Origin of the sequence: Streptomyces rapamycinicus NRRL 5491 (assembly GCF_024298965.1) — a bacterium.
Taxonomy (GTDB): domain Bacteria; phylum Actinomycetota; class Actinomycetes; order Streptomycetales; family Streptomycetaceae; genus Streptomyces; species Streptomyces rapamycinicus.
Map to the genome: position 1 here is coordinate 11,768,408 of NZ_CP085193.1, position 22,358 is coordinate 11,790,765.

The 22,358-nt window shown below is 71.2% G+C and carries 22 protein-coding genes; 10 read left to right on the top strand and 12 right to left on the bottom strand.

The window, feature by feature from the left end:
* The first annotated feature begins 3 nt into the window (after positions 1–3).
* The gene (locus LIV37_RS48320) at positions 4–1,284 is read left to right on the top strand and encodes a Zn-dependent hydrolase (RefSeq protein ID WP_020874389.1); all 1,281 of its coding nucleotides are present in this window, start codon (positions 4–6) and stop codon (positions 1,282–1,284) included.
* Positions 1,285–1,310: 26 nt separating this feature from the next.
* On the opposite strand, the gene LIV37_RS48325 is transcribed toward LIV37_RS48320, so the two are convergent.
* Both LIV37_RS48325 and LIV37_RS48330 read right to left on the bottom strand, forming a co-directional pair.
* The gene (locus LIV37_RS48325; RefSeq protein WP_020874390.1) at positions 1,311–2,051 is read right to left on the bottom strand and encodes a type 1 glutamine amidotransferase domain-containing protein; all 741 of its coding nucleotides are present in this window, start codon (positions 2,049–2,051) and stop codon (positions 1,311–1,313) included.
* 81 nt (positions 2,052–2,132) lie between these two features.
* Positions 2,133–2,960, bottom strand: a complete 828-nt coding sequence (locus LIV37_RS48330) for an endonuclease I family protein (RefSeq protein ID WP_020874391.1) — start codon at positions 2,958–2,960, stop codon at positions 2,133–2,135.
* Between the two features lie 226 nt (positions 2,961–3,186).
* Between LIV37_RS48330 and LIV37_RS48335 the strand changes: the two genes are divergently transcribed.
* Positions 3,187–3,900 (top strand): ribonuclease H family protein, encoded by a 714-nt coding sequence (locus tag LIV37_RS48335; RefSeq protein WP_020874392.1) that lies wholly within the window; start codon positions 3,187–3,189, stop codon positions 3,898–3,900.
* 13 nt (positions 3,901–3,913) lie between these two features.
* Here LIV37_RS48335 and LIV37_RS48340 read toward each other — a convergent pair whose 3' ends face one another.
* Together LIV37_RS48340 and LIV37_RS48345 are read right to left on the bottom strand one after the other, a co-directional pair.
* Complete coding sequence (locus LIV37_RS48340; RefSeq protein ID WP_020874393.1) at positions 3,914–4,753, bottom strand: maleylpyruvate isomerase family mycothiol-dependent enzyme; 840 nt, start codon at positions 4,751–4,753, stop codon at positions 3,914–3,916.
* Positions 4,754–4,838: 85 nt separating this feature from the next.
* Positions 4,839–5,816, bottom strand: coding sequence for a zinc-dependent alcohol dehydrogenase family protein (locus LIV37_RS48345; RefSeq protein ID WP_020874394.1), 978 nt, complete (start codon positions 5,814–5,816; stop codon positions 4,839–4,841).
* A 103-nt stretch (positions 5,817–5,919) separates the two neighbouring features.
* Here LIV37_RS48345 and LIV37_RS48350 point away from each other — a divergent pair, with 103 nt between their 5' ends.
* Together LIV37_RS48350 and LIV37_RS48355 are read left to right on the top strand one after the other, a co-directional pair.
* Positions 5,920–6,573 (top strand): TetR/AcrR family transcriptional regulator, encoded by a 654-nt coding sequence (locus LIV37_RS48350; protein WP_020874395.1) that lies wholly within the window; start codon positions 5,920–5,922, stop codon positions 6,571–6,573.
* A complete protein-coding gene (locus tag LIV37_RS48355) occupies positions 6,570–7,523 on the top strand; it encodes a squalene/phytoene synthase family protein (protein WP_309471223.1) in 954 nt (317 codons plus the stop codon). Before LIV37_RS48350 ends, LIV37_RS48355 begins: the two co-directional genes overlap by 4 nt.
* A 13-nt stretch (positions 7,524–7,536) precedes the next feature.
* Here the strand turns inward: LIV37_RS48355 and LIV37_RS48360 are convergent, their stop codons facing one another.
* Entirely contained in the window at positions 7,537–8,187 is a 651-nt protein-coding gene (locus tag LIV37_RS48360; RefSeq protein ID WP_020874397.1) for a hypothetical protein, read from the bottom strand.
* Between the two features lie 261 nt (positions 8,188–8,448).
* Between LIV37_RS48360 and LIV37_RS48365 the strand changes: the two genes are divergently transcribed.
* The 3 genes from LIV37_RS48365 to LIV37_RS48375 all read left to right on the top strand — a co-directional run bounded on the left by LIV37_RS48365 (position 8,449) and on the right by LIV37_RS48375 (position 11,645).
* A complete protein-coding gene (locus tag LIV37_RS48365; protein WP_020874398.1) occupies positions 8,449–9,684 on the top strand; it encodes a cytochrome P450 in 1,236 nt (411 codons plus the stop codon).
* 78 nt (positions 9,685–9,762) lie between these two features.
* On the top strand, positions 9,763–10,410 hold the full coding sequence (locus LIV37_RS48370) for a TetR/AcrR family transcriptional regulator (protein ID WP_020874399.1): 648 nt from the start codon (positions 9,763–9,765) through the stop codon (positions 10,408–10,410).
* Between the two features lie 125 nt (positions 10,411–10,535).
* Positions 10,536–11,645 carry a zinc-binding dehydrogenase gene (locus LIV37_RS48375; RefSeq protein WP_020874400.1) on the top strand — a complete coding sequence of 370 codons (1,110 nt, stop codon included), beginning with the start codon at positions 10,536–10,538 and terminating at the stop codon, positions 11,643–11,645.
* A 57-nt stretch (positions 11,646–11,702) separates the two neighbouring features.
* Here the strand turns inward: LIV37_RS48375 and LIV37_RS48380 are convergent, their stop codons facing one another.
* Together LIV37_RS48380 and LIV37_RS48385 are read right to left on the bottom strand one after the other, a co-directional pair.
* Entirely contained in the window at positions 11,703–12,503 is an 801-nt protein-coding gene (locus tag LIV37_RS48380) for an aminoglycoside adenylyltransferase domain-containing protein (protein WP_020874401.1), read from the bottom strand.
* Between the two features lie 42 nt (positions 12,504–12,545).
* A complete protein-coding gene (locus LIV37_RS48385; RefSeq protein WP_020874402.1) occupies positions 12,546–13,259 on the bottom strand; it encodes a Clp protease N-terminal domain-containing protein in 714 nt (237 codons plus the stop codon).
* Positions 13,260–13,419: 160 nt separating this feature from the next.
* On the opposite strand from LIV37_RS48385, the gene LIV37_RS48390 reads away from it, so the two are divergent.
* Both LIV37_RS48390 and LIV37_RS48395 read left to right on the top strand, forming a co-directional pair.
* Positions 13,420–13,806, top strand: coding sequence for an MFS transporter (locus LIV37_RS48390; RefSeq protein ID WP_243146518.1), 387 nt, complete (start codon positions 13,420–13,422; stop codon positions 13,804–13,806).
* Between the two features lie 2 nt (positions 13,807–13,808).
* Entirely contained in the window at positions 13,809–14,264 is a 456-nt protein-coding gene (locus LIV37_RS48395; RefSeq protein WP_243146517.1) for an MFS transporter, read from the top strand.
* 22 nt (positions 14,265–14,286) lie between these two features.
* Here the strand turns inward: LIV37_RS48395 and LIV37_RS48400 are convergent, their stop codons facing one another.
* The 5 genes from LIV37_RS48400 to LIV37_RS48420 are packed head-to-tail and all read right to left on the bottom strand — an operon-like array spanning position 14,287 to position 19,434.
* Complete coding sequence (locus LIV37_RS48400; RefSeq protein WP_020874403.1) at positions 14,287–14,793, bottom strand: hypothetical protein; 507 nt, start codon at positions 14,791–14,793, stop codon at positions 14,287–14,289.
* Between the two features lie 30 nt (positions 14,794–14,823).
* The gene (locus tag LIV37_RS48405) at positions 14,824–15,591 is read right to left on the bottom strand and encodes a hypothetical protein (protein ID WP_121826494.1); all 768 of its coding nucleotides are present in this window, start codon (positions 15,589–15,591) and stop codon (positions 14,824–14,826) included.
* Positions 15,592–15,643: 52 nt separating this feature from the next.
* On the bottom strand, positions 15,644–17,875 hold the full coding sequence (locus LIV37_RS48410; protein ID WP_020874406.1) for a xanthine dehydrogenase family protein molybdopterin-binding subunit: 2,232 nt from the start codon (positions 17,873–17,875) through the stop codon (positions 15,644–15,646).
* Positions 17,876–17,884: 9 nt separating this feature from the next.
* Positions 17,885–18,868: an FAD binding domain-containing protein gene (locus LIV37_RS48415; RefSeq protein ID WP_020874407.1), complete on the bottom strand. Its 984-nt coding sequence runs from the start codon at positions 18,866–18,868 to the stop codon at positions 17,885–17,887.
* Positions 18,865–19,434: a 2Fe-2S iron-sulfur cluster-binding protein gene (locus tag LIV37_RS48420; protein ID WP_121826493.1), complete on the bottom strand. Its 570-nt coding sequence runs from the start codon at positions 19,432–19,434 to the stop codon at positions 18,865–18,867. Before LIV37_RS48420 ends, LIV37_RS48415 begins: the two co-directional genes overlap by 4 nt.
* A gap of 306 nt (positions 19,435–19,740) precedes the next feature.
* On the opposite strand from LIV37_RS48420, the gene LIV37_RS48425 reads away from it, so the two are divergent.
* Positions 19,741–22,290 (top strand): ATP-dependent Clp protease ATP-binding subunit, encoded by a 2,550-nt coding sequence (locus LIV37_RS48425; RefSeq protein ID WP_020874409.1) that lies wholly within the window; start codon positions 19,741–19,743, stop codon positions 22,288–22,290.
* Positions 22,291–22,358: the final 68 nt, after the last annotated feature.

Here is a 22,358-nt window from a genome sequence, read left to right on the forward strand (position 1 = left end):
AACATGACCGGCCCCACCCCCGACACGATCACCGTCAACGGCCACCGGCTCTGGCAGTCGCTGATGGACCTCGCCGAGATCGGCGCGTACGACGACGAGCGCACCGGTCTGCGCGGGGTGGACCGGCTGGCCCTCACCGACGCCGACGCCGCCGGGCGGCGTCAGGTCATCGCATGGATGGAGCAGGCCGGACTGAGGGTCCGGATCGACCGGATGGGCAACATCTACGGCCGCCGCGAAGGCACCGACCCCACGGCGGCTCCCGTGCTGACCGGGTCGCATATCGACAGCGTGGCCACCGCCGGTGCCTTCGACGGCTGTCTCGGTGTCCTGGGCGGTATCGAAGTCGTGCGGATCCTCGACGAGCGGGGCATCAGCACCCGCCGCCCCGTCGAGATCGGTGTCTTCACGGAGGAAGAAGGCGTCCGCTTCGGCACCGACATGCTCGGCAGCGCGGTCGCCGCCGGGCGCCTCTCACCGGAGTACGCCCACGCCCTGACCGATCGCGACGGCCGCACCCTCGGCGGCGAGCTGATCCGCACCGGATTCCACGGCCCCGCCGATGTACATCTCGACCCGCCGTACGCCTACGTCGAGTGCCACATCGAACAGGGCCCCGTGCTCGCCGAGAACGATGTCCAGGTCGGTGTCGTCACCGGCGTTCAGGGCATCTCCTGGCAGGAGATCACCATCCACGGCCGCGCCGCCCACGCCGGTACCACCCCGACCCATCTGCGCGCCGACGCCGGCCTCGCCGCCGCCCGGATCGGCGTCCACCTGCGGTCCATGGTCGACTCCGGCGCCTACGGCGAACTGCGCGCCACCGTCGGCCACTTGGCCGTCCACCCGGACCTGACCAACATCGTCCCGGCGCGCGCCGAGCTCACCGTCGACCTGCGCAACCCCGACGATGCCCGGATGGCCCGCGCCGAGGAGGACCTCACGGCCTTCCTGCGCACCCTGGAGGACGGCACGCCGGGGCTCACGCTCGCCACCCGGCGCATGGCCAAGACCGCGTACATCCCCTTCGACGAGCGCCTCCAGAAGGTCATCGCGCAGGCCGCCGACGACCACGGCCTGGAACACATCTCCCTGCTCTCCGGCGCCGGACACGACGCCCAGGAGATCGCCGCGCTCTGCCCCACTGCCATGGTCTTCGTACGTGGTGAGTACGACGGCATCAGCCACAACCCCCGCGAGTACTCCACCCCCGAAGCGTGCGCCCACGGCGTCAACGTCCTCGCCACCACCCTTCTCCGACTGGCCACGCAGCGCCCGTCCTGACGGGCGCGCCGGTCAGGCGAGCCCGGTCAGGCGAGCATGGTGGCGAAGCGCCGCGCGAAGAGATACGCGTCGCCGGGCCAGCGGGCGGAGAGGTAGGTGTCGTCCTGGACGACGAACGCGGGGCTGTCATCGGTGGCCGTGCCACGGCGCCGCAGCTCGATGGGCCCGCGTTCGAACTGGGCGGGGTCGTCCAGGGCGGCGACGACCTCGTCCTCGACGTAGGCCGGGTAGGTGCGGTAGTAGCGGCCACGTCGCCAGGCCGTGAGGTAGTACGCGGTCCGCTCCATGTAGCCGGGCAGACAGGTGGTGCGCCGGTCGGCGAGCACACTGCGGCCGGTGGCCGGGTCGCGGGTGCGGGCCAGCGCGAGTACGCCGTGGCATATGGCGCCCACCGGGCGGTCCAGCCGCCAGAACTCCGCGATCTTCTCGCGCAGGAGGCCGGAGCCGAGGTACTGGCGCATCCCGGGGGCGTGGCCTCCCGGCAGGATCAGCCCGTCGTACGCCTCGGGCCGGAGGTCCGCCCACGCCACGGGATGGCGGAAGGAGGTCTCGCCGGTCAGCTGCTCGTAGAACTCCTTGGGCTCGGGTTCCGCGCCGAGTTGCCCGAAGAGCACTCCGGTGAGCAGCAGCGGATCGGCGGCGGGCGGACCGTCGCCGTGTTCGGTGGCGAACACCACCTCATGGCCGAGGTCGGTCAGCGACTTCCAGGGCACGGCCACCTCGGTGACGTCGAAGTCCCGGTCGGGCAGCGGCAGAAGGATAAGCACGGGGACTGCCTACCACAGGACCGGCGCCCCTGCCTCGGCGCGTCTTCGTGCCGGGGCAGGGGACCAGGGCCGGGGGCTGGACTACTTCCAGATGGAGTCGACCCACTCCGGGTGGTCGATGAACGGATTCCGGTTGTGCTGGAAGCTGTCGTAGATGACCTCGTTGCGGTTCTTCTCGAAGTCGTCGGGCGGGTCCTCGGCGCTCCACTCCTTCAGTACGGAGAGACGGCCGATGTTGGGCGCGGAGCCGTTGTCGACCTTGTCGTTGGGCTCGAGGTCGGGGAAGCCGTCGTCCCCGTCGTATCGGACGGCCATGTAGAGGATCATCCGGGCGATATCGCCCTTGACCTGGTCACGCGGTTCGAAGGAGTCGTCGTCGGTGCGGTTGCCCGCGGCGTCGGGCACCTCCTCGCCGCCGTTGTCGAAGTCCTTGTTGCCGCGGATGCTGTTCACCTTCACATTGGCCGGGCGCAGATGGTGCAGATCGGTGCCGGGCCCGGTGGATGTGCCGAAGTCGCCGTGCGACTTCGCCCAGACGTGCTCGCGGTTCCAGTCGTCGGGGTCGCCGCCATTGGCGTCCTTGGCCTGGGAGTGGCCGGAGTAGAGGAGGATGACGTTCGACGGGTTGTCCGGGTCCTCGTCCGTGGACTTCAGCGCGTCCCAGACCTCGTCGTAGGACAGCTTGGTCTGCTCGCTGATGATCGTGTGCAGCGCGGCCTTCAGCTCCGGGCCGCTCTTGCCCGTCGCGTCCTGGTAGTAGTCGTCGGGCGCCTGCACGGCCGCGGGCCGGGTGGTGTCCGCCGGGGCAGGTGTGTTGGCGACGGCGACCGAAGGGGCGGCCACACCGGCCGCGGCCACGACAGCCAGCAGGGGAAGGCGCCGTGACCGGCGCGCGCGATGAGTGGACATGATGTGGGGGGTGTCCTCTCCGAGACGAGTACCCGGGCCGCCAACTGGCGCCGCGAGTACGGACGTTCAAGGCACAAGCCCTCGGAGACTCGCACGTGTGACGCCCGAACGCGTGTACACGATGTGACCGTTCCGCGCGGATCCGGTGGACGCCCCGGGGTCGCGGAGCGGGCCGACCGAAGGGTCTGCCGTCGGGCCGGATCAGCGGAGCTGGCAGTATCGGCCTATGGCTGAACAGATCATCGCCGCGTGTGACGGGGCATCGAAGGGAAACCCCGGGCCCGCGGCCTGGGCATGGGTCATCGCGGGCACCGGCGGCGAGGTGGAGCGCTGGGAGGCCGGGCCGCTGGGCACCGCGACCAACAATGTCGCCGAGCTGACCGCGCTGCGAGAGCTGCTGGAGTCCACCGACGCGGGCGTGCCGCTGGAGGTGCGCATGGACTCCCAGTACGCGATGAAGGCGGTCACCACATGGCTGCCCGGGTGGCGGAAGAAGGGGTGGAAGACCGCCTCGGGGTCGCCGGTGGCCAACCGCGAGCTGGTGATGCGCATCGATGAGCTGCTGGACGGCCGTACGGTGGAGTTCGTCTACGTGCCGGCGCACCAGGTCGACGGCGACCCCTTCAACGCGGCCGCCGACCGGGCGGCCAGCCACACGGCCCGTACCCAGCAGCCCGTGGGCACCTCGCTCGGCTCCGCCCTGCCGCCGCCCGAGGCCCGGACGGGGACACGCTCGGCCGGTCGTGGCGGCACGGCGCGCCCGCGTACGGCGGCGGCACAGGGGCGGGGGAGCGGCACCGGCACGAGGAGGGGCACCGGCTCCAAGGGGTCCATCAAGGCGAAGTTCCCCGGCCGGTGCCGCTGCGGTACGCCCTACGCCAAGGGCGAGAGCATCAGCAAGAACTCCGACGGCTGGGGCCATCCGTCCTGCGCCACCTGAGCCACGGGGTGGATCAGGGCGGCGAGAAGAGCGCGGGGAAGCGGGGCGCGAGCCAGGGCTTGCGGCCCCAGGTGAGGACGCGGCCCCTGGCGACGGCGCTCCACGGTCCGAGGCGGCCCAGCGCCATGAGGAGGAAGGCCACGGGCTCGGTGAGGATGGTGCAGTCCGGGCGGCTCGGCGGCCGCGGTGTGACGGTCACCGCACCGTCGGTGAAGGTGGCGCCGAAACAGGCGCCACCCCTCAGGCGGATGGCGTAGCGGGCGGTGAGCCCGGCGGTGGCGGCGGTGTCGAACACCCGTGGCATGGCCGTGGTGAGGAAGGGCAGGGTCAGCTCGACCCGGGTCCGGTCGAGCATATGCGGGCTGCCCAGCGCACGGGCGAGGTCATAGCCGTGGCCGAGCATATGGGTCAGCAGATACGACCCCAGTACCTCCAGGCTCATCGGGCCCATCGGTGTGACCAGTTCGTCGCGTGACGCATGCGACCCGCGTGTCGCGGGCTGAGCCGCCGACTGGAGGAAGGCGTCGGCCTGCTCCACGATCATGGCGGCCAGCGGCTCGGCCCGGCGCTCGGTGAACGCGGCGAGCGCGCGCTGGTTCGCCTCCGCCAGCCCCTGCGGTGTGCCGTCCCCGTAGCCGCGTTCCTTCCCGTCCGCGAGGTGTGCCATCAGCTCATTGGCCTGCGCCAGATGCGCCGCCGCCTCCCCGACCGTCCATCGCGACCCGGGCACCGGAGCCCCGGTGCCGGACGCGCCGCGCAGTGTGGCGGCGATGTCGGCCGCGGTGGCGCGGATCGCCTCGTCCAGCCCCGCGGGCCACGTGTCGCCGCCGCTCTGCCCGTTCACCGATTCCACGCGTCCTCCCTGCACCCGGCCGGGAAGATCCCCCGGGGTACGTACGGTGCCACGCGTCCCACGGTCGCCGGTATCGCGTCGCGGGTTACGGTGTCAGTACGATCCTGCCGAACACCTCGCCGGTGTCCATCTTCCGGTGCGCCAGTACGGCTTGTTCCAACGGCAGCAGCTCGTGCACCACCGTATGCAGTTCGCCGCGGCTCGCGGCGGCGAACTGCTCGGTCCGCACCGCACGGCGATCGGGCTCGGCCACGGTGGCGGCGCTGAAGGCGGCGAACGACATCGACTTCTGGAACGCCGCCATCATCGCCATGCCGAAGTCCGCCGGTGGCATGCCTCCGACCGCGCCGACGGCCACCATGCGACCGTTCGGGTTGAGCTTGGCGAAGAAGGACGGCATGTCCGCACCGGCGATGATGTCGATGATGACGTCGTAGCCGGAGGGAGCGTCGCCGGAGGGGGCGGCGTCGCCTCCCTCACCGGAGCGGTCCAGCACATGGGTGGCGCCGAGCTTGCGCAGCCGGTCGCCACGCTCGGCCGACGACGTCGTGACCGCCACCGCCCCGGCACCGCCATGCGCCGCGAGCTGGACCGTCATGATGCCGAGGCTGCCGGCCGCGCCCCGCACCAGCACCGACTCGCCCGGAGCGAAGTGGGCATGGGACAGGGCGAAGTGGGCCACGATTCCGGAGCTTCCCAGCGTCACCGCGTCGACAGCGGAGAGGCCCGCGGGGAGGGGGAGGATCTCCTCGACCGCGGCGATCGCCTGCTCGACGTAGCCGCCGTTTACGCCGGTGAAGGCCCACACCCGCCGACCGACCCATGACGCATCGACGCCGTCGCCGACCGCGGCCACGGTGCCCGCCACCTCACTGCCCGGGATATGGCCTTCCTTGAAGCCGTAGCCGGTGAGGGTCCCGCGGCGGATCACGGCGTCGGAGCCGCCGACGCCCATCGCCTCGTTGGCGATCAGCACCTGTCCGGCGGCGGGGGTCGGGACGGGGATGTCGATCACTGCCAGACCTTCGGGAGGTCCGAACGCCTGGATCGCGACTGCTTTCAAGGTCGTCTCCTTGCTCTGGGATCGGTGAGATCGCCGGGGTCGATCGGAACCGGCCCGAGGGACGCTAACGGACGCCCCCGTCCACTTGGCTAAAGTGAGAGCGGTGACCGACCGTTTGCCTCACACCCTGCGCTCCGACGCCACGGACAACCGGGAGCGCATCCTCGACGCGGCCCGCGCGCTGTTCGCCACCGAAGGGCTGAAGGTGCCGATGCGGGAGATCGCCCGGTACGCCGGGGTCGGCCCCGCCACGCTGTACCGCCGTTTCCCGACCAAGCAGATGCTGGCCACCGAAGCCTTCACGGACGAGATGCGCGCATGCCGCGCCATCGTCGACAAGGGGCGTGCCGAGCCGGATCCGTGGCTCGGCTTCTGCCTCGTGATCGAGGAGACCTGTGAGCTGCACGCCCGCAGCCGGGGCTTCACCGAAGCCTTCATGTCGACCTTCCCCGACGCGATGGACTTCGTCGCGGAGCGCGAATACGCGCTGAGGGCGATCGCCGAACTGGCTCACCGCGCCAAGGACGCAGGCCATCTGCGCCCCGACTTCGTCCTGGACGACCTGGTCCTGATGCTCATGGCGAACAGGGGCATCCACACCACGTCGAAGGCAGCCCGGGTCGCGGCATCCCGGCGCTTCGCCGCGTTCGTGATCCAGGCATTCCAAGCCTCGCCGCAGCACTCACCGCTGCCGCCGGTGGCACGCTTGGCACCCGCGGCACCCGCGGCACCCGCGGCACCAGGCAAGAACACATGAAGACACGCCGGAAGACCGAGGAACCTGGAGGGTGGTCGGGCATGGGCCTGTGGGACAGGGCGCTGGATGCCGCGGGGGTCGGCGATCCCAGTCTGCGCGAGGACTACACGCGGCAGCGGAAACTGGTCGCGGGCTACCGGCGCAGCTCCTACCTCGCCGTGCGCCTGCTGCTGCCTCCGCCGTTGCTGCCGCATGTGATCGCGGCGACCGCCTTCATGCACCGCACCGACACCCTCCTCGACAGCGGCCCCGTCGCGGAGCGCGCCGGGGCCTGCGCGGAGTGGGTGAAGGAGGTACGTGACGGTCTGGCCGGTGGCGGAAGCGATCAGGCCGCCGTACGGCCGCTGCTGCACACCGTCTCGGCGCACCCCGGGATGCGCGGCCGGGTCGAGGACTTCCTCGACGCGGCCGCCACGGAGCTGGAGTTCACCGGATTCGCCACCGAGGCGGACTATCAGCGCTACGTCGACGCCTATGCGCTACCGGCGTTCATGCTGATCGCGGGCCTGATCGCCGGGGAGGATCCGGCAATGGACTACCGCGAGGCGTGCCGTATGTACATCGACGGCAGCCAGCGCCTCGACTTCGTCAACGACCTGGCGGAAGACCTCGCCGACGGGCGCCTGAATCTGGTGCGGGAGACGCTCGACGCTCACGGTGTCACCCGCACCGACCTGGAGAACGCCCGGGACACCCCCGCGATCCGGAGCCTTCTGGCGCACCTGCTCGGCGAGGCCCGCGAGTGCCTGTCCGCCAGCCGAAGCCTGGTCGGGCTCGCACCGCCCGAGGGCCGCCCGCTCTTCCGCGCCATGATCGAGATCGAGCTCCTCACGGCCACGGCGGCCGCCGCCAAGGGCCCCGGCCTCCTCCGCGCTCCCGCCCGTCCGCCCCTACCGGCCACCGCGCGGGCACTGCTCCGGGAGCGCCGCCGTGCCCGCCACCCGCGTTGAACGCCACGCCTCGTCAGGAAGCGCGCGCCTCGCTGGGCTCGCCCGCGTCGGCGGCCCCATCGGCGGCCGCGTCCGTGGTGACAGCGGAGTAGAAGACGGACCGCTTCTGCTTGGTGCGGTGTGCTTGCCCCTTGGCGACCAGCGATTCGAGAGTGCCGCGCACGACCGTGGGCTTGATCTCGCGCTCCGGAAGAGCCTGGCTCAGCGCCGCGGTCACCTCGGCCGCGGAGCGGGGCTCGCCGTGCTGGGCGAGGTCATCACGCACAAGCTCCCGAAGCGTGGGCACCACCGCTTCCCGCACCCGCACACGACTCGAACGGTTCCCGCCCGGCTCCGCCCCCTTCCGCTTGCCACCGGCCGCGTCGGCCTTCTTCCTCGCCTTCCGCGTGGCGGACACCGCCGCGACCTCTCGCTCCGCGGACGAACCATCCGCGGAGCCACTGACACCACCGTTCTCCGTCGCCCCACCGGCGGCATCGCCACCAAGGCTCTGCCGCATGCTGAGCAGAAGCGCCCGGTTGTCTTCCAGCATCGCCAACTGTCCTCGCAGCGCCACGATTTCGGAGCTGAGACGTTCGTGCTCGGCGGAGTTGCGTTCCAGATCGGCCGCGACCTGAGCCGCGTACTGGGACTTCAGGCTGGCGCTCTCGGCAGGAGTGTCCACTACGAGCTCCCTCACTGGGCACGTTGCACGTTGGTGCTGGATGGTACATCCGCGTGACTGCCACGTGGGGCTGATCCCACCGCTGAGCTGGGTCTGTGACCACCCGCCCACACCCTGACACCCCGTCAGCCTCTTGTGCCGGTGAGGTGACATTCGTAAGGTGACAAGCATCAGGCTATTCATGAGGCAGTGGCGGGCCCGGGGCGGGGGAGTGGCTGTGAGGTGCCGCCGGGGCCTCGACTCCGCAACGAGGAAGGTGAGATGACGACCACCGCATCCGGGACCGCTTCCGCCGGGGAAGCACCGTTCTTCCCCGCTCCGCGTGGCTGTCCGTTCAGCGCGCCTCCGCAGCACACCGCGTTCCGGGAAGCCGGCGGGCTGCACAAGGTCACCATCTGGGACGGCTCCACGCATTGGCTGGCCACGCGGCACGCGGACATCCGAGCCGTCCTCTCCTCCCCGTCCTTCAGCGCCGACGTACGGAACCCGGACTTCCCGCTGGTTCACTCCAACCAGCCCGAACACGAGGGCGGTCTGTTTCTGCGGCTGGACGACCCCGAGCACGCCCGGCTCCGGCAGATGCTCACCAAGGAGTTCAGCGTCAGGCGCACTCAGGCGATGCGCGAGAAGCTGCTGCGGATCACGGACGAGTTGATCGACGCCATGCTCGCCAAGGGCGGTCCGGTCGACTTCATCCAGGACTTCGCGCTGCCCCTGCCCTCCCGGGCCATCTGCCTCATCCTCGGTGTCCCCTACGAGGACCACGCCCTCTTCGAGCGGCACGCCAACGCCGGGACGGACCTGGACGTCAGCCACGAGGAGCGTGCCCGTACGCAGCGGGAGGCGTTCGCGTACTACGAGGCCCTGGTGGAGCGGAAGCGCCGTGAGCCCTCGGACGACATGATCAGCCGGTTGCTGGCGGACCACACCGGGCCGGACGGGTTCGCGCCCGAGATGCTGCCGGTCCTGGTCGGGATCCTGGTCGGGGCCGGGCACGAGACCACCGCCAATATGCTGGGCCTGGGCACGGTGGCGCTCCTGGTCAACCCCGATCAGCGGGACCGGCTGCGGGACCGCCCCGAGTTGGCCCCCGGCGCCGCGGAGGAGATGCTGCGCTACTGGAGCATCGTCTCCACCGATCCGCGGCGTGTGGCCATCGAGGACGTCGAGGTGGGCGGGCGGGTTGTCCGCAAGGGGGAGGGAGTCATCGTCTCGCTGATCGCGGGGAACCGGGACCCCCGCGCGTTCGGCGCCAACGAGGGTGAGAGCCCCGCGGACACGCTCGACATCGGGCGCAACGCCCGCCGCCACCTGGCGTTCGGATTCGGCTCCCACCAGTGTCTGGGGCAGAACCTGGCGCGGGTGGAGACGCAGGTCGCCTGGCCACGGCTCTTCGAACGCATCCCCGGGCTGCGGCTCGCCATCGCCGAGGACGAACTGCCCTTCAAGAAGAACTCCATCGTCTATGGCCTCACGTCCCTTCCGGTCACCTGGTGAGTGACGTACGGAAGCGCGCTGGACCACCCCCTCCGGGCCCGGCCGGGCAAGGCATCGACGTACCGCAGAATGTGACGCATGAACGAGGACACCGCCACCGACACCACACGTAGGCGCAATCCCCGTGGCCAGGGGGACCGGCTCCGCGCGGAGATTCTGGCCGCCGTGGCGCGGCTCCTCGACCAGAAGCTCACCGGAAACCCCCTGCCGGTGTCCCTGCGGGAGGTGGCGCGCGAAGTCGGCATCGCCGCCCAGAGCATGTATCTGCACTTCGCCGACAAGGATCAGCTCGCCCGCGCAGTCGCCGAGGACGGCTACCAACGCGTTGTCGCGGCCATGCGCGACGCCGACGCCCAGGCGGCTGCCCGGGGAGTCGACGCCGGTGAACGTCTCCGCGCCCAGGCGAACGCCTTCTGCGCCTTCGCCCGCACCGAGCGCGGTGTCATCCGCCTGATGTTCGGTCACAACTCGTCCAGCTTCGGCGCATCCGGCCGCACCCACCCGGCCCGTCTGCTGTGGCGGCAGTGGGTCGATGCCATCCACAGCTGCGAAGCGGAAGGGCTGCGCTGGCCGGACGGCGCCGAACAGACCGCGATGCTCCTGTGGTCCGCCCTCTTCGGCCGGTTCGCCCTGTGGACCTCCAGCTTCGGGCGGCAGGACGCGCGGGAGCTCGTCACCTTCGTCGACCGTGTCGTCGACACGCTGCTGCGCGACGCGCATCGCTGACCGGGCGGTGGCACACGGCGTGGGCCCATACGGCAGACTGCGTGCGGCATCATGATCACTCGCCGTTCCCGCACCGGCTCGGTGATCGGCGCGCCAACCGGCCAAGTACGTGAAAGGAACCACGGATGACCTTGGACGCAGGACCGGTACGCACCGGCGCGGACTCAACGGCGGACGGGGTGGCGGACGACCTCCCGGCCACGATGCGCGCGGCGCGGTTCGACACGGCAGCGGGCACGTTGACGGTCGAGGATGTGCCGGTGCCCCGGCCGGGAGTGGGCGAGGTCGTGGTCAAGGTGGCCGCGTGTGGCATCTGTCAGTCGGACCTGAGCCAGCTCGACGGCCATATCCCGCCCCGGCTGCCGGTGGTCACCCCCGGACACGAGGCGTCGGGCGTGGTGGCGGCGGCCGGTGACGGGGCCGGGCACTGGAAGGCGGGCGACCGGGTGGTCCTGGGGGCGGGGAAGGCATGCGGTGCGTGCCCCGCCTGCCGGTTCGGCGGCGGCACGAACACGTGCGAGGACCTCCAGGTGATGGCCTTCCACTATGACGGGGCCTGGGCCGAGTACGTGCTGACCGATGCCACCACACTCATCGCCGTGCCCGACTCCGTACCCCTGGAACACGCCGCGGTGCTCGCCGACGCCGTCTCCACCCCGTACGGCGCCATCGACACCGCCCAGCTGCGGTCCGCCGAATCCGTGGGCATCTGGGGGCTGGGAGGTCTGGGCACCCACCTCGTGCAGCTCACCCGCATCTGCGGAGCGTCCCCGATCGTCGCCCTCGACCCGCTGCCCGCCGCCCGCGAGCGCGCCCTCGCCCTGGGAGCCGACTTCGCGCTCGACCCGACGGACGGTGACACCAGGGCCAGGCTGAAGGAGATCACGGGCGGCAAGGGCCTGGACGTCGCCTTCGACTGCGTCGGCCGTACGCCCTCCTTCACCCAGGCGGAGCGTGCCCTCGGCCACCGGGGCCGCCTGGTGCTCGTCGGCATCTCTCCCGACCCTCTTGCCGTGGGCCCGGAACTCCATTTCGTGCGCAACCGCCACACCGTGATCGGACACACCGGGTATCGCATGGCGCATCTGGAGGACCTGGTCGAGCTGACCGCCCGGGGCCGTCTGGACATCTCCGGATCGGTCAGCGCGGTCCTGCCGCTGGAGGAAGTGAACGAGGGCATCCGGCGGTTGCGTGAGCGGGAGGGCAACCCGATCCGCATCCTGCTGCGGCCCTGAGCGCGGGGCCCGGGCCAACGGCCGGGCCCCGCCGTGGGCGGAGGCCGCGGACCGCGCTCAGGTCCCGGCCGACCGGGCGGTCTGATCGACCCGTGCGCGTACCCGGGCCAGGAAGGTCCGTACCTCGGCGGCGGGCAGCGGGAGCGCGGAGGAGCGGGGGCGCTCGAAGCTGCGCACCGCGGCCTCGATGAGCGGCCGGAACTCCTCCTCGGCCAGGGCGGCTTCGCGCGCCGCCGCGCGCTTGGCCAGCCAGCGGCCCGTACGGCAGAACACCACCGAGCGGCAGCCGTTGAGCACACGGTTGTCCGCGAGGTGACCTTCGCCGTCGCTGTGCTCACGGACGGAGGCCCGGATCGCGGCGAGCAGATCGGGGCGGTCCGGTGCGGCGACCACCTCCCGGGCCGGGCGGCCGAACAGCGTGAGCCCGGTCTGGTGGGCGACGGAGCGGTCGATGACGTACCAGAACGCCGGGGACCGCGCCGCGTCGAAGTCGGCCCGGTCGGGCAGCAGCGGGCCGGTGTTGAGGTCCAGGAGGTACCCGGCCGCACCGGAGGGACGGCGGACGAAGTCCGCTCCGTAGACCACCAGTTCCAGCCCCGCGGCCGGGCAGGGCAGCCGCGGGTGGGCGAGGGTCCCGGCCAGGTCGTGCGGGGCCGATCCGGGCAGCGACGGCTCCACCACGACCGTCACATCGATGTCGCTGCGCCCATGCCGGTAGTCCCCGAGCGCGAGGGAACCGACCGCGAGGACACTCACCAGATGGGGCCCGCACACCGCGCGGGTGCGCCGGACGAGTTCTGCCAGATAGGGCCGCAGTTCGGTGGGGACGGACCGCGGATCCTCGCGCGTGTGGGCCACGTGCCCAGTATCCCCGGTGTGTGGCGCGTGCGCGGCCGTGACTCAGCCCGCCGTGTCCGGGAGCCGCGAAGAGGTGTCGGCGAAGGTCGCCGGATCCAGTCCGGCCTCGCCGAGCACCGTGGCGGCCACACCGCGGGCGATCTGAGCGAGCCCCAGGAGCAGGTGGTCGCAGTCGATGTGCGCCGAACCCGCCGTCCCGGCCCGCTCCTCCGCGATCGCGATGGCCTTGCGGGAGTAGGGGGTCCAGGCGATGCGTTCCGCCGCCTGCGACGCTCCCATGGTCAGCCGGCTACCGACGGCCTTGTGCACGTCTTCGGGTGGTACACCGGCGGCACGCAGGAGCCGTGTGGCGTTGTTGTCCTCTGCGGTCAGTCCCCAGAGCAGGTGTTCGGTGCCGATGTAGTTGTTGCGATGCTGTACCGCCGCCCGCTTGATGTGCGTCATGGCCTGGCGGAGGTCCTCGGACATGGTCTCGGGGTCGTAGCGCTTGTGTGGGGCGTGAAAGCGCTGCTGCACCGCTTGCCGGGTCACCCCGAGTGCCGCGCCGATGTCCGTCCAGGAGGAGCCGTGCATCCGGCAGTGCTCGACATAGTCCTCCACCAAGTCATCGGCCAGGGCCTGCAGTTGGCCCGCCAGGCTCGCCGCCGTCGACAACAGTGCGAGCCAGTCGGGCTGCTCCTGTCCACCGGGGCGGTGTGCGGCATCGCAGGTCCGGTCCACTTCCGCGATGAGGTCGTCCAGATCAGGAAGAGGCATGAGGCAAGTACGCCTTGACAAAGTGAGATTGTCAAGGCGTACTTGCGTTTCTTGAGGCGGGGGCGGGCTGTGCCCGTGATCGGCCGGGAGCTGTCGGCCTCGCTCACCGGCATCCAGTGGATCACCGACGGGTACACCCTGGTCTTCGCCGGTTTCCTGCATGAGCGGCGGAGCGCTGGGGGACAGGCTGGGAAACCGCCGGATCTTCTGCACCGGCGTGGTGGTGTTCACCGTGTCATCGGCCGCGTGCGCCTTCGCGCCGAGTGCCCCCTTCCTCGTCGCCGCCCGGGTGGTGGAGGGCCTCGGCGCGGCGTTGATCGTGCCCGGCTCGCTGGCCCTCCTCCAGCAGGCGTACCCGGCTCCGGCCGCCCGCTCGCGGGCCTTCGGGGTGTGGGGCTCCATCGCGGGGATCGCGGCGTCTGCGGGGCCGCTGCTGGGCGGGCTGCTGGTCTCCGCCGTGGGCTGGCGGTGGGTGTTCCTCATCAATCTGCCCGTCGGCGTCGCCTGCTCGTCACCGGTCTGGCGCTGTTCCCCGCGGTGGCGATGACCATGTTCGCGTCCATCCTCTCCGGGCGGCTGGCCCGCACGACCGGCGACCGTCCGCTGGTGTGCACCGGCATGCTGCTGGCGGCCCTGGGACTGGCGGGCTGGGTCGCGGCGGGAGCCGAGCCCGCCTACCCGCTGCTGGTGGTCCCGATGATGGCGGCGGGATTCGGCACCTCCTTCGCGCTCACCGGCTCCGCCTCCACCGTCATGGGCGCCGCGCCCCCGGCGTACTCGGGGACCGCCTCCGCGCTGTTCAACACCACCCGCCAACTCGGCAGTGCCACCGGCGTGGCGCTCGGTGGCACCCTGCTCGTCACGGCCGCCGACTACGGCGAGGGGCTGCGCACCAGCATGGCCATCGGCGCCCTCGCCTATCTGACCGGCGCGGGTCTGGCATGGTTCTGCGTACCGCCCGAGCCCGGGAGCGAGGCACCTGACGCGGAGGCCCACGCGGGCTGATCGAGGCGTGCGCGGTGGGCCGTCACGGCACGTCGCCCGCGGTGTCGGGCTCCCACGCGTACACGGCGGTGACGGCCTTGACGAAGGCGCTGTGACGCTCCTCGATCAGGCTCGCCATCCACGACTCGATCGGCTGACCCTCATCGAGGACACGTTGCACATTGATGAAGGTGACCGACAGCTCATGGGCCGCGTTCCGGACCGCCTCCGGGCCTACCACCTTGACCCGTAACTCGGCCGAGTGGAACCGCTGCTTCGCGGCCTCCATGGCCGCTGCCTCCGCCGTGGGCAGAACCAGGGCACCCTCGTACGCGTGGATGGTACCCAAGATCAACTGATAGGCGTCGTGGCGGGCCTGCATGAGCCACCGCTCCGACTCCGCCCGCGCCTGGTCCCTCACCTGCTCGCGCGCCGCCTGTACGGTCTTCTCGCCGCCGATACGCGCCGCCCGTGCCGAAAAGCCGCCACCGATCAGGGCGCCGACAAGTGCCGCCACGCTGGCGAAGAACGCCGCGAGTCCCTGGTCCATAAGGTCTCTCCCCCCACCTCACCGGCTTGACTACTCGGCTCCCCCGGCAAAGCCATAATGAAGCCCGCGCCCCGGGACCGGCAGCCCCGCGGGCAGCCGGGCACCGGAAAGTTCGGGTACGGTGACGGCGTCCCAGTCCACACCACCGTCCGCGAGGTGCGGGCCGAGGTCGGCCGAGCCCACCTCCGCGCCGTCCACATAGGAGGTCAGGGTGGGTTCGCCACCGATGCCGCCCTCGGACAGGGCGAACCACTTGTCGCAGGCCCAGCGGATCTCAGCGGCGTCGGAGGCGACGATGGTCGCGCTGTGACGCACCGAGCCGCCCCATGCCTCGTCCTCCATGACATAGAAGCTGTACGCGTACTCCGCCGGGGGCTTGTCGCCGACACCGAGGAGCACGGCCAACTCGTCCAGTCCGGCCCCCGCGTGGCGGGTGGGGGCAGCCGCGCGTATCCGGGCGTACAGCTTCTCCGCCTCGATGTGCCGCCGTTCGACGGTGCTCTCGTCCTCCCTGTACCACTTCATGACGTCGGGGTTCATGTCCAGACACGCCTGCCAGTAGGAGATCTGCTGGGCAAGGCGCCCGGTCAGCAGGGTCAGAGCCTCGACATCATCGGGGTGTGCCGCCACGGCGGCGCGCAGCCAGGGCTCTTCGGGCCAGGTCGGTTCGCCGTCCCCGGGCTCGGCCGGGTCCGCTGCCGTCAGGCACAGCAACCGCCCCACCCGCAGGGCGGCCTGGGCATCGCCCGCGGCCGCCGCGCTCCGCAGCCGGATGAGGGTCTCGTCGGTGATCGTCATGGGACGACGCTACGCCCCGCCACGGTGCGCTCAGCGGGCCGTGCCCAGAAGGTCAGGCGGCCATGGCCGGCAATCCGGGCAACAGCTTCTCGAGCGTGATGGGGAAGTCCCGCACGCGCACTCCGGTGGCGTTGAACACCGCGTTGGCCACCGCCGCGCCGGATCCGCAGATGCCCACTTCACCGATGCCCTTCGCGCCGAGGTCATTGGCCTTGTCGTCGTACCCTTCCAGGACGAGGGCCTCGATGTCGGCGGGGATGTCGCCGTGGACCGGCACCAGATACCCCGCGAAGTCCCGGTTGACGAAGGCGCCGGATCGCGGGTCGACGACGGCCTCCTCCTCGAGGGCCGCGCCGACGCCCCAGATCATGCCGCCGATCAGCTGCGAGCGGGCCGTCTTCGGATTGAACACACGGCCCACCGAGAACACGCTGAGCATCCGCCGCAGACGGATCTCGGCGGTGTCCGCGTCGACGCCCACTTCGGCGAAATGGGCACCGTAGGTGTTGATCGAGTAGTCCGAGTAGTTCGGATCGTCGCCCATGAAGCGCGTCTGGCCCTCCGCCTCCACACCGTCGGGATGGTGGCGCGCGACGATCTCGCGCAGCGCCTCGGACGCGCCACCGATGGCCACGTTGCCGTCGGAGAACACCGCCGCCGCGGGATCCTGTCCGTGCAGCGGGGAGCGGGTGTCGCCGCACGCCGCGTCCAGCAGCTTCGTGCGCAGGGCCGCGCACGCCCGGTGCAGCGCGGTGGACGAATTGGTGGCGCCCCACGAGCCGCCGGACCCCCAGCTGGAGGGGTGGTCCGAACGCCCGAGGTCGATCCGCACCCGTTCCAGCGGGAGCCCGAGTCCCTCGGCCCCGACCTGGGTGAGGATGGTGTAGGTGCCCGTCCCGATGTCGGTCATGTCGGTCTGGATGACGGCGGTGCCGTCCGGCTCCAACCGCACCCGTACCGTCGTCGGCCCCTGGAAGTGCCCCCGGATGGCGGCCGACATGCCGTAGCCGATCAGCCACCGTCCCTCGCGCACACTCGCGGGCGCGGCCGGACGGTTCTCCCAGCCGAACCGGCGGGCGCCTTCGCGCAGGCACTCCACCAGGTGCCGGTCGCTGTACGGCACGTTCCGCTCGGGATCCACGGTGGGCTCGTTGCGGATGCGCAGTTCGACCGGGTCCATCCCGAGCGCCTCGGCCAGCTCGTCCATCGCCGACTCGACCGAGAGCATGCCCGGCGCCTCGCCCGGCGCGCGGACGTCCGTCCCGCGCGGCAGGTCGAGGGCCGTCAGCCGGTGGCTGGTCAGCCGGTGGGGCGCGGCGTAGAGGCTGCGGACGGTGGCGGCGGTCTGCTCGGCGTACTCGACGTCGGGGTTGGTGTGCATGGTGACGTCGTGGGCGATCGCGGCCAGCCGTCCATCGTGCCCCGCGCCCAGCCGGACCCGCTGGTCCGACGTGGGGCGCATGCCCACGAGCTGGAAGACCTGCTGGCGGGTCAGCGTGACCTTGACCGGCCGGCCCAGTGCGCGGGCGGCGAGCGCCGCCAGGATCGTCTCGGAGTGGATGCCCAGCTTGGAGCCGAAGCCGCCGCCGACGAAGGGGGTGACGATGTGCACCCGCTCGGGGTCCATCATCAGCGTGCCGGCGACCGAGTCCCGCGCCGCGTCGGTGATCTGGCAGCTCACGTAGACGACCAGGTCCTCGCCGCGCGGTGCCACCATGGACGCGTTCGGTTCGATCGGCATCGAGAACTCGTACGGGGTCGTGTACCGCTGGTCGACCTTGACCTCCGCACCGGCGAACCCGGCGTCGAAGTCGCCGACCGCGGTGTCGGTGGGGAGACCGGCGTTGACCGTCTTCGGGATGTAGGTGTCGTCCTCGAACTCGCCGAAGTCGAAACGGCCCCGCCCGGCGCGGTATTCGACCTCGACCAGATCGGCCGCGTCCCGGGCCTGCTCGAAGGTCTCGGCGACGACCAATGCCACCGGCTCGCCGTAGAAGTGGATGTCCGGGCCGGTCAGCATCGGCTGCGCGCGCCAGTACTCGAAGGGAATGGACTCGTCGCGGGGGCCTTGCGCCGGGGTGTTGAGGTGGGTCATCACCAGCTGGACACCGGGCGCGCCTTCCGCGTCCTCGGTGTCGATCCGGGTGATGCGGCCCTTGCCGATCGTCGCGCCGACGATGAAGCCGTAGAGCGGCTGACCGGCCTCCCAGTGCTCGTAGGCGTAGGTGGCCCGGCCGGTGGCCTTCAGCGGGCCGTCGACGCGGTTCACAGCTTGCCCGATCATCTCGCCTCCTCAGCTCGCCCCGGCCGCTTGCGCCAGCGTGCGGCACAGGGTGCGCTTGGCCAGTTCGACCTTGAAGTCGTTGTCACCCCGCCCGACCGCGCCGCGCAGCGCCGCCTCGGCGGCGGCGCGATAGGTGTCCATCGTGGCCGGACGGTCGGTCAGCGCGTCCTCCGCCTCGACGGACCGCCACGGCATGTGTGCCACACCGCCGAACGCCACCCGCGCCTCCCGGACCGTCCCCTGGCGGACCGAGACGACCGCCGCCACCGAGACCAGCGCGAACTCGTACGACGCCCGGTCCCGCACCTTGCGGTAGATCTGCCGGCCCGGCAGGGGCGGGGGCAGCACAACGCCCGTGATCATCTCGTCGTCGCCCAGCACGTTCTCGATATGCGGCGTATCGCCCGGCAGCCGGTAGAAGTCCGTGATGGCGACGCGGCGCACCGACCCATCGGCCCGGAGCAGCTCGATCTCCGCATCGAGCGCGGTCATCGCGACGGCCATGTCCGAGGGGTGGGTGGCGATGCAGGACTCGCTCGCGCCGAGGATCGCGTGGATCCGGTTGAACCCGCCGATCGCCGCGCACCCCGATCCGGGGTCGCGCTTGTTGCAGTCCGCGGCCGTGTCGTAGAAGTAGGGACAGCGCGTGCGCTGCACCAGGTTTCCCCCGGTGGACGCCTTGTTGCGCAGCTGCCCCGAGGCGCCCGACACCAGCGCCTCCGACAGCACCGGATAGCGGGTGCGCACGCGGGGATCGGCGGCCACATCGGAGTTCCGCGCCTGGGCGCCGACGCGCAGTCCACCGTCCGGCGGCTCCTCGATGTCCCGCAGCGGAAGCCGGCTGATGTCCACCAGGTGGCTGGGGTATTCGATGTCGAGCTTCATCAGGTCGAGCAGATTGGTGCCGCCGCTGATGAACTTCGCGCCCGGCTGGGCAGCCGCGGCGACGGCGGCCCGGGTGTCCGTCGCCCGCTCATAGGTGAAGGACCTCATGTGGCGCCTCCCTCCGCGCTGTCGCGGATGGCCGCGACGATGTTCGGATAGGCGGCGCACCGGCAGATGTTGCCGCTCATCCGCTCGCGGATCTCGTCATCGGTCAACGCGACCCGGGGCGAGGACACATCGGTGGTGACATGGCTGGGCCAGCCCGCCTTCACCTCGGCGAGCATGCCGACGGCCGAACAGATCTGGCCGGGGGTGCAGTAGCCGCACTGGAAGCCGTCGCATTCGACGAAGGCCCGTTGCATGGGGTGCAGATGGTCGGGGTCGCCCAGGCCTTCGATCGTCATGATCTCGTCGTCCTCGTGCATCACGGCGAGTGTCAGACAGGAGAGGACGCGTCGGCCGTTGATGAGCACCGTGCAGGCGCCGCACTGCCCGTGATCACACCCCTTCTTGGTCCCGCTCAGGCGCAGGTGTTCACGCAGCGCGTCGAGCAGCGAGGTCCGCGGATCCACCTCGAGCTGCCGCACCTGATCGTTGATGTTCAGCTTGATCGCCGAGGGCGGGGCCGGCTCAGCCTGGTCCCGCCTCATGGCGTGCGTATCCGAAGCGCTCATCACGGCCCGCCTTCCTCGCTAGGTGCAGGTGTCACCCCGGATGTGCGGCGCGACTGCCGGGCACGCTCCCTGCCTCCAGGCTCTCGCAAGAAGGCGGGCGTCGCACCGCGAGAATCCTGGTGACGGTGTGTTGTCGGCTGGTGACCAAATGTGTGCCGGTGGCGCCGTGTGCCGTGGCCGCCCGCGCCCCGGCGACCGCAGGTGTAAGAGGCGCGCCTCTCGGGCACCCGCGCCCGGAAGGATCACGTTTGATCAAGAGAGCGGGCCCGGTCCGGACACCTGGCCGGGACCGCGGAACGGAAGGCCATGAGCAGCGGTTTCATGGGTCCGGGGGACTTCGGTCCAGACCCGTTCGAGGAATTCATGGCGCGATTCCTCGGCGGCGGACCGCGCCCCGGCCTCCGCCATATCGACATCGGCCGCCTGATGAGCGACCCCGCCCGGCAGCTCGTCGCCGACGCGGCCACCTATGCCGCCGAGCACGGCAGCGCCGATCTGGACACCAAACATCTGCTGCGTGCCGCGCTGGCCGCCGAGCCGACCCGGGAGCTGCTGGCGGGGGCGGGCGCCGACACCGACGCGCTGGCCGCGGAGATCGACCGGATGAGCGGCGAGGGGCCGCGGCGCACCCAGCTGTCCGTCACCCCAGCGGTCAAGCGCGCCCTGCTGGACGCGCACGAACTGGCCCGTATGAACGGCGCCTCCTACATCGGCCCCGAGCATGTGCTCGGGGCGCTGGCCGCCAACCACGACTCCACGGCCGGCCGCATCCTCAACTCCCTGCCCTTCGACCCCGCGGCGGGCCGGGGCGGACCGCAGAGCGCACCGGGCCAGCCGCCGGTGAGCAGGGCGGCCGGGCAGCAGTCCGGCCGACGGCAGAACACGCCCACCCTCGACAAGTTCAGCCGCGATCTGACCGACCTCGCCCACGCGGGGCGGATCGACCCGGTCATCGGCCGCGAGCAGGAGATCGAGCAGACCGTCGAGGTGCTGTCCCGCAGGGGCAAGAACAACCCCGTACTGATCGGCGACGCCGGAGTCGGCAAGACCGCCATCGTCGAAGGGCTCGCCCAGCGCGTGGCCGAGGGAGACGTCCCCGACATCCTCCTGGGCCGCCGGGTGGTCGCCCTGGACATGTCCGCGGTCGTCGCCGGCACCCGCTACCGCGGCGACTTCGAGGAGCGGCTGAGCGGCATCATCGACGAGATCCGCACCCACTCCGAGGAGCTGATCGTCTTCATCGACGAGCTGCACACCGTGGTCGGCGCGGGCGCGAGCGGCGCCGAGGGCGGTTCCATGGACGCGGGCAACATGCTCAAGCCCGCCCTGGCCCGTGGCGAACTCCATGTCATCGGCGCCACCACGCTGGAGGAGTACCGCCGCCACATCGAGAAGGACGCGGCGCTGGCCCGGCGCTTCCAGCCAGTCCTGGTCCCGGAGCCCTCCGCCGCCGACGCCGTGGAGATCCTGCGCGGTCTGCGCGACCGCTACGAGGCCCATCACCAGGTCCGCTTCACCGATGAGGCGCTGCTCGCCGCCGTGGAGCTGTCCGACCGCTATCTCACCGACCGGTTCCTGCCCGACAAGGCCATCGACCTGGTGGACCAGGCCGGCGCCCGGGTGCGGCTGCGCTCGCGCACCAAGGGCACCGACACCCGAATCCTGGAGCGCGAGGTCGAGCAGCTGACCCGGGACAAGGACCAGGCGGTGGCCGCGGAGGAGTACGAGCGGGCCACCGAACTGCGCGACCGCATAGCCGAGTTGAACCGCCGCATCGAGGCCGACGGCGGCACCGAACCCGACGACGGGCAGGGCCTCGAGGTCACCGCCGAGGACATCGCCGAGGTGGTCTCCCGCCAGACCGGGATCCCGGTCAGCAGCCTCACCCAGGAGGAGAAGCAGCGCCTGCTCGGCCTGGAGGAACACCTGTCCGAGCGGGTCATCGGGCAGGACGAGGCCGTCGGCGCCGTGGCCGAGGCGGTGCTGCGCTCCCGTGCCGGTCTTGCCGACCCCGGCCGTCCCATCGGCAGCTTCCTCTTCCTCGGTCCGACCGGCGTCGGCAAGACCGAACTCGCGCGGGCGCTGGCCGAGGCGTTGTTCGGCAGCGAGGACCTGATGGTCCGGCTGGACATGAGCGAGTACCAGGAGCGGCACACCGTCAGCCGGCTGGTCGGCGCGCCACCCGGATACGTCGGCCACGAGGAGGCCGGACAGCTCACCGAGGCGGTGCGCCGCCGCCCCTACGCGCTGCTCCTGTTCGACGAGATCGAGAAGGCGCATCCGGACGTGTTCAACACCCTGCTCCAGGTGCTCGACGACGGCCGGCTCACCGACGCCCACGGCCGTACGGTCGACTTCCGCAACACGGTCGTCGTGATGACCAGCAACCTCGGCTCCGAGGCCATCGGCGGGCGCGGCGCCCTCGGCTTCGGGACCGCGGACGCCGATACGGACGAGCAGGCCCGGCGCGAGCGCGTCCTGCGACCGCTGCGCGAGCACTTCCGCCCCGAGTTCCTCAACCGCGTCGACGAGATCGTGGTCTTCCGGCAGCTCACGGACGAGCATCTGCGCCAGATCACCGATCTGCTGCTGGAGGAGACCCGCCGTCGGCTGCACGCCCAGAACGTCACCGTGGAGTTCGCCCCGGAGGCCGTCGACTGGATCGCGCGGCGCGGCCACGAACCCGCGTACGGTGCCCGGCCGCTGCGCCGCACCATCCAGCGGGAGGTGGACAACCGTCTGTCGCGACTGCTGCTGGACGGCGAGATCTCGTCCGGCGACCGGGCCCGGGTGGAGGTCGCGGACGGACAGCTGGTGTTCCACACCGACACCGCCTCGAACGCCGGGCAACCGTGACGCTCACGGTGTGCCGCGAACGCCCGGCGGTGCCCGGCCGCTCTTCCGCCGTATGGTGGGAAGAGTCC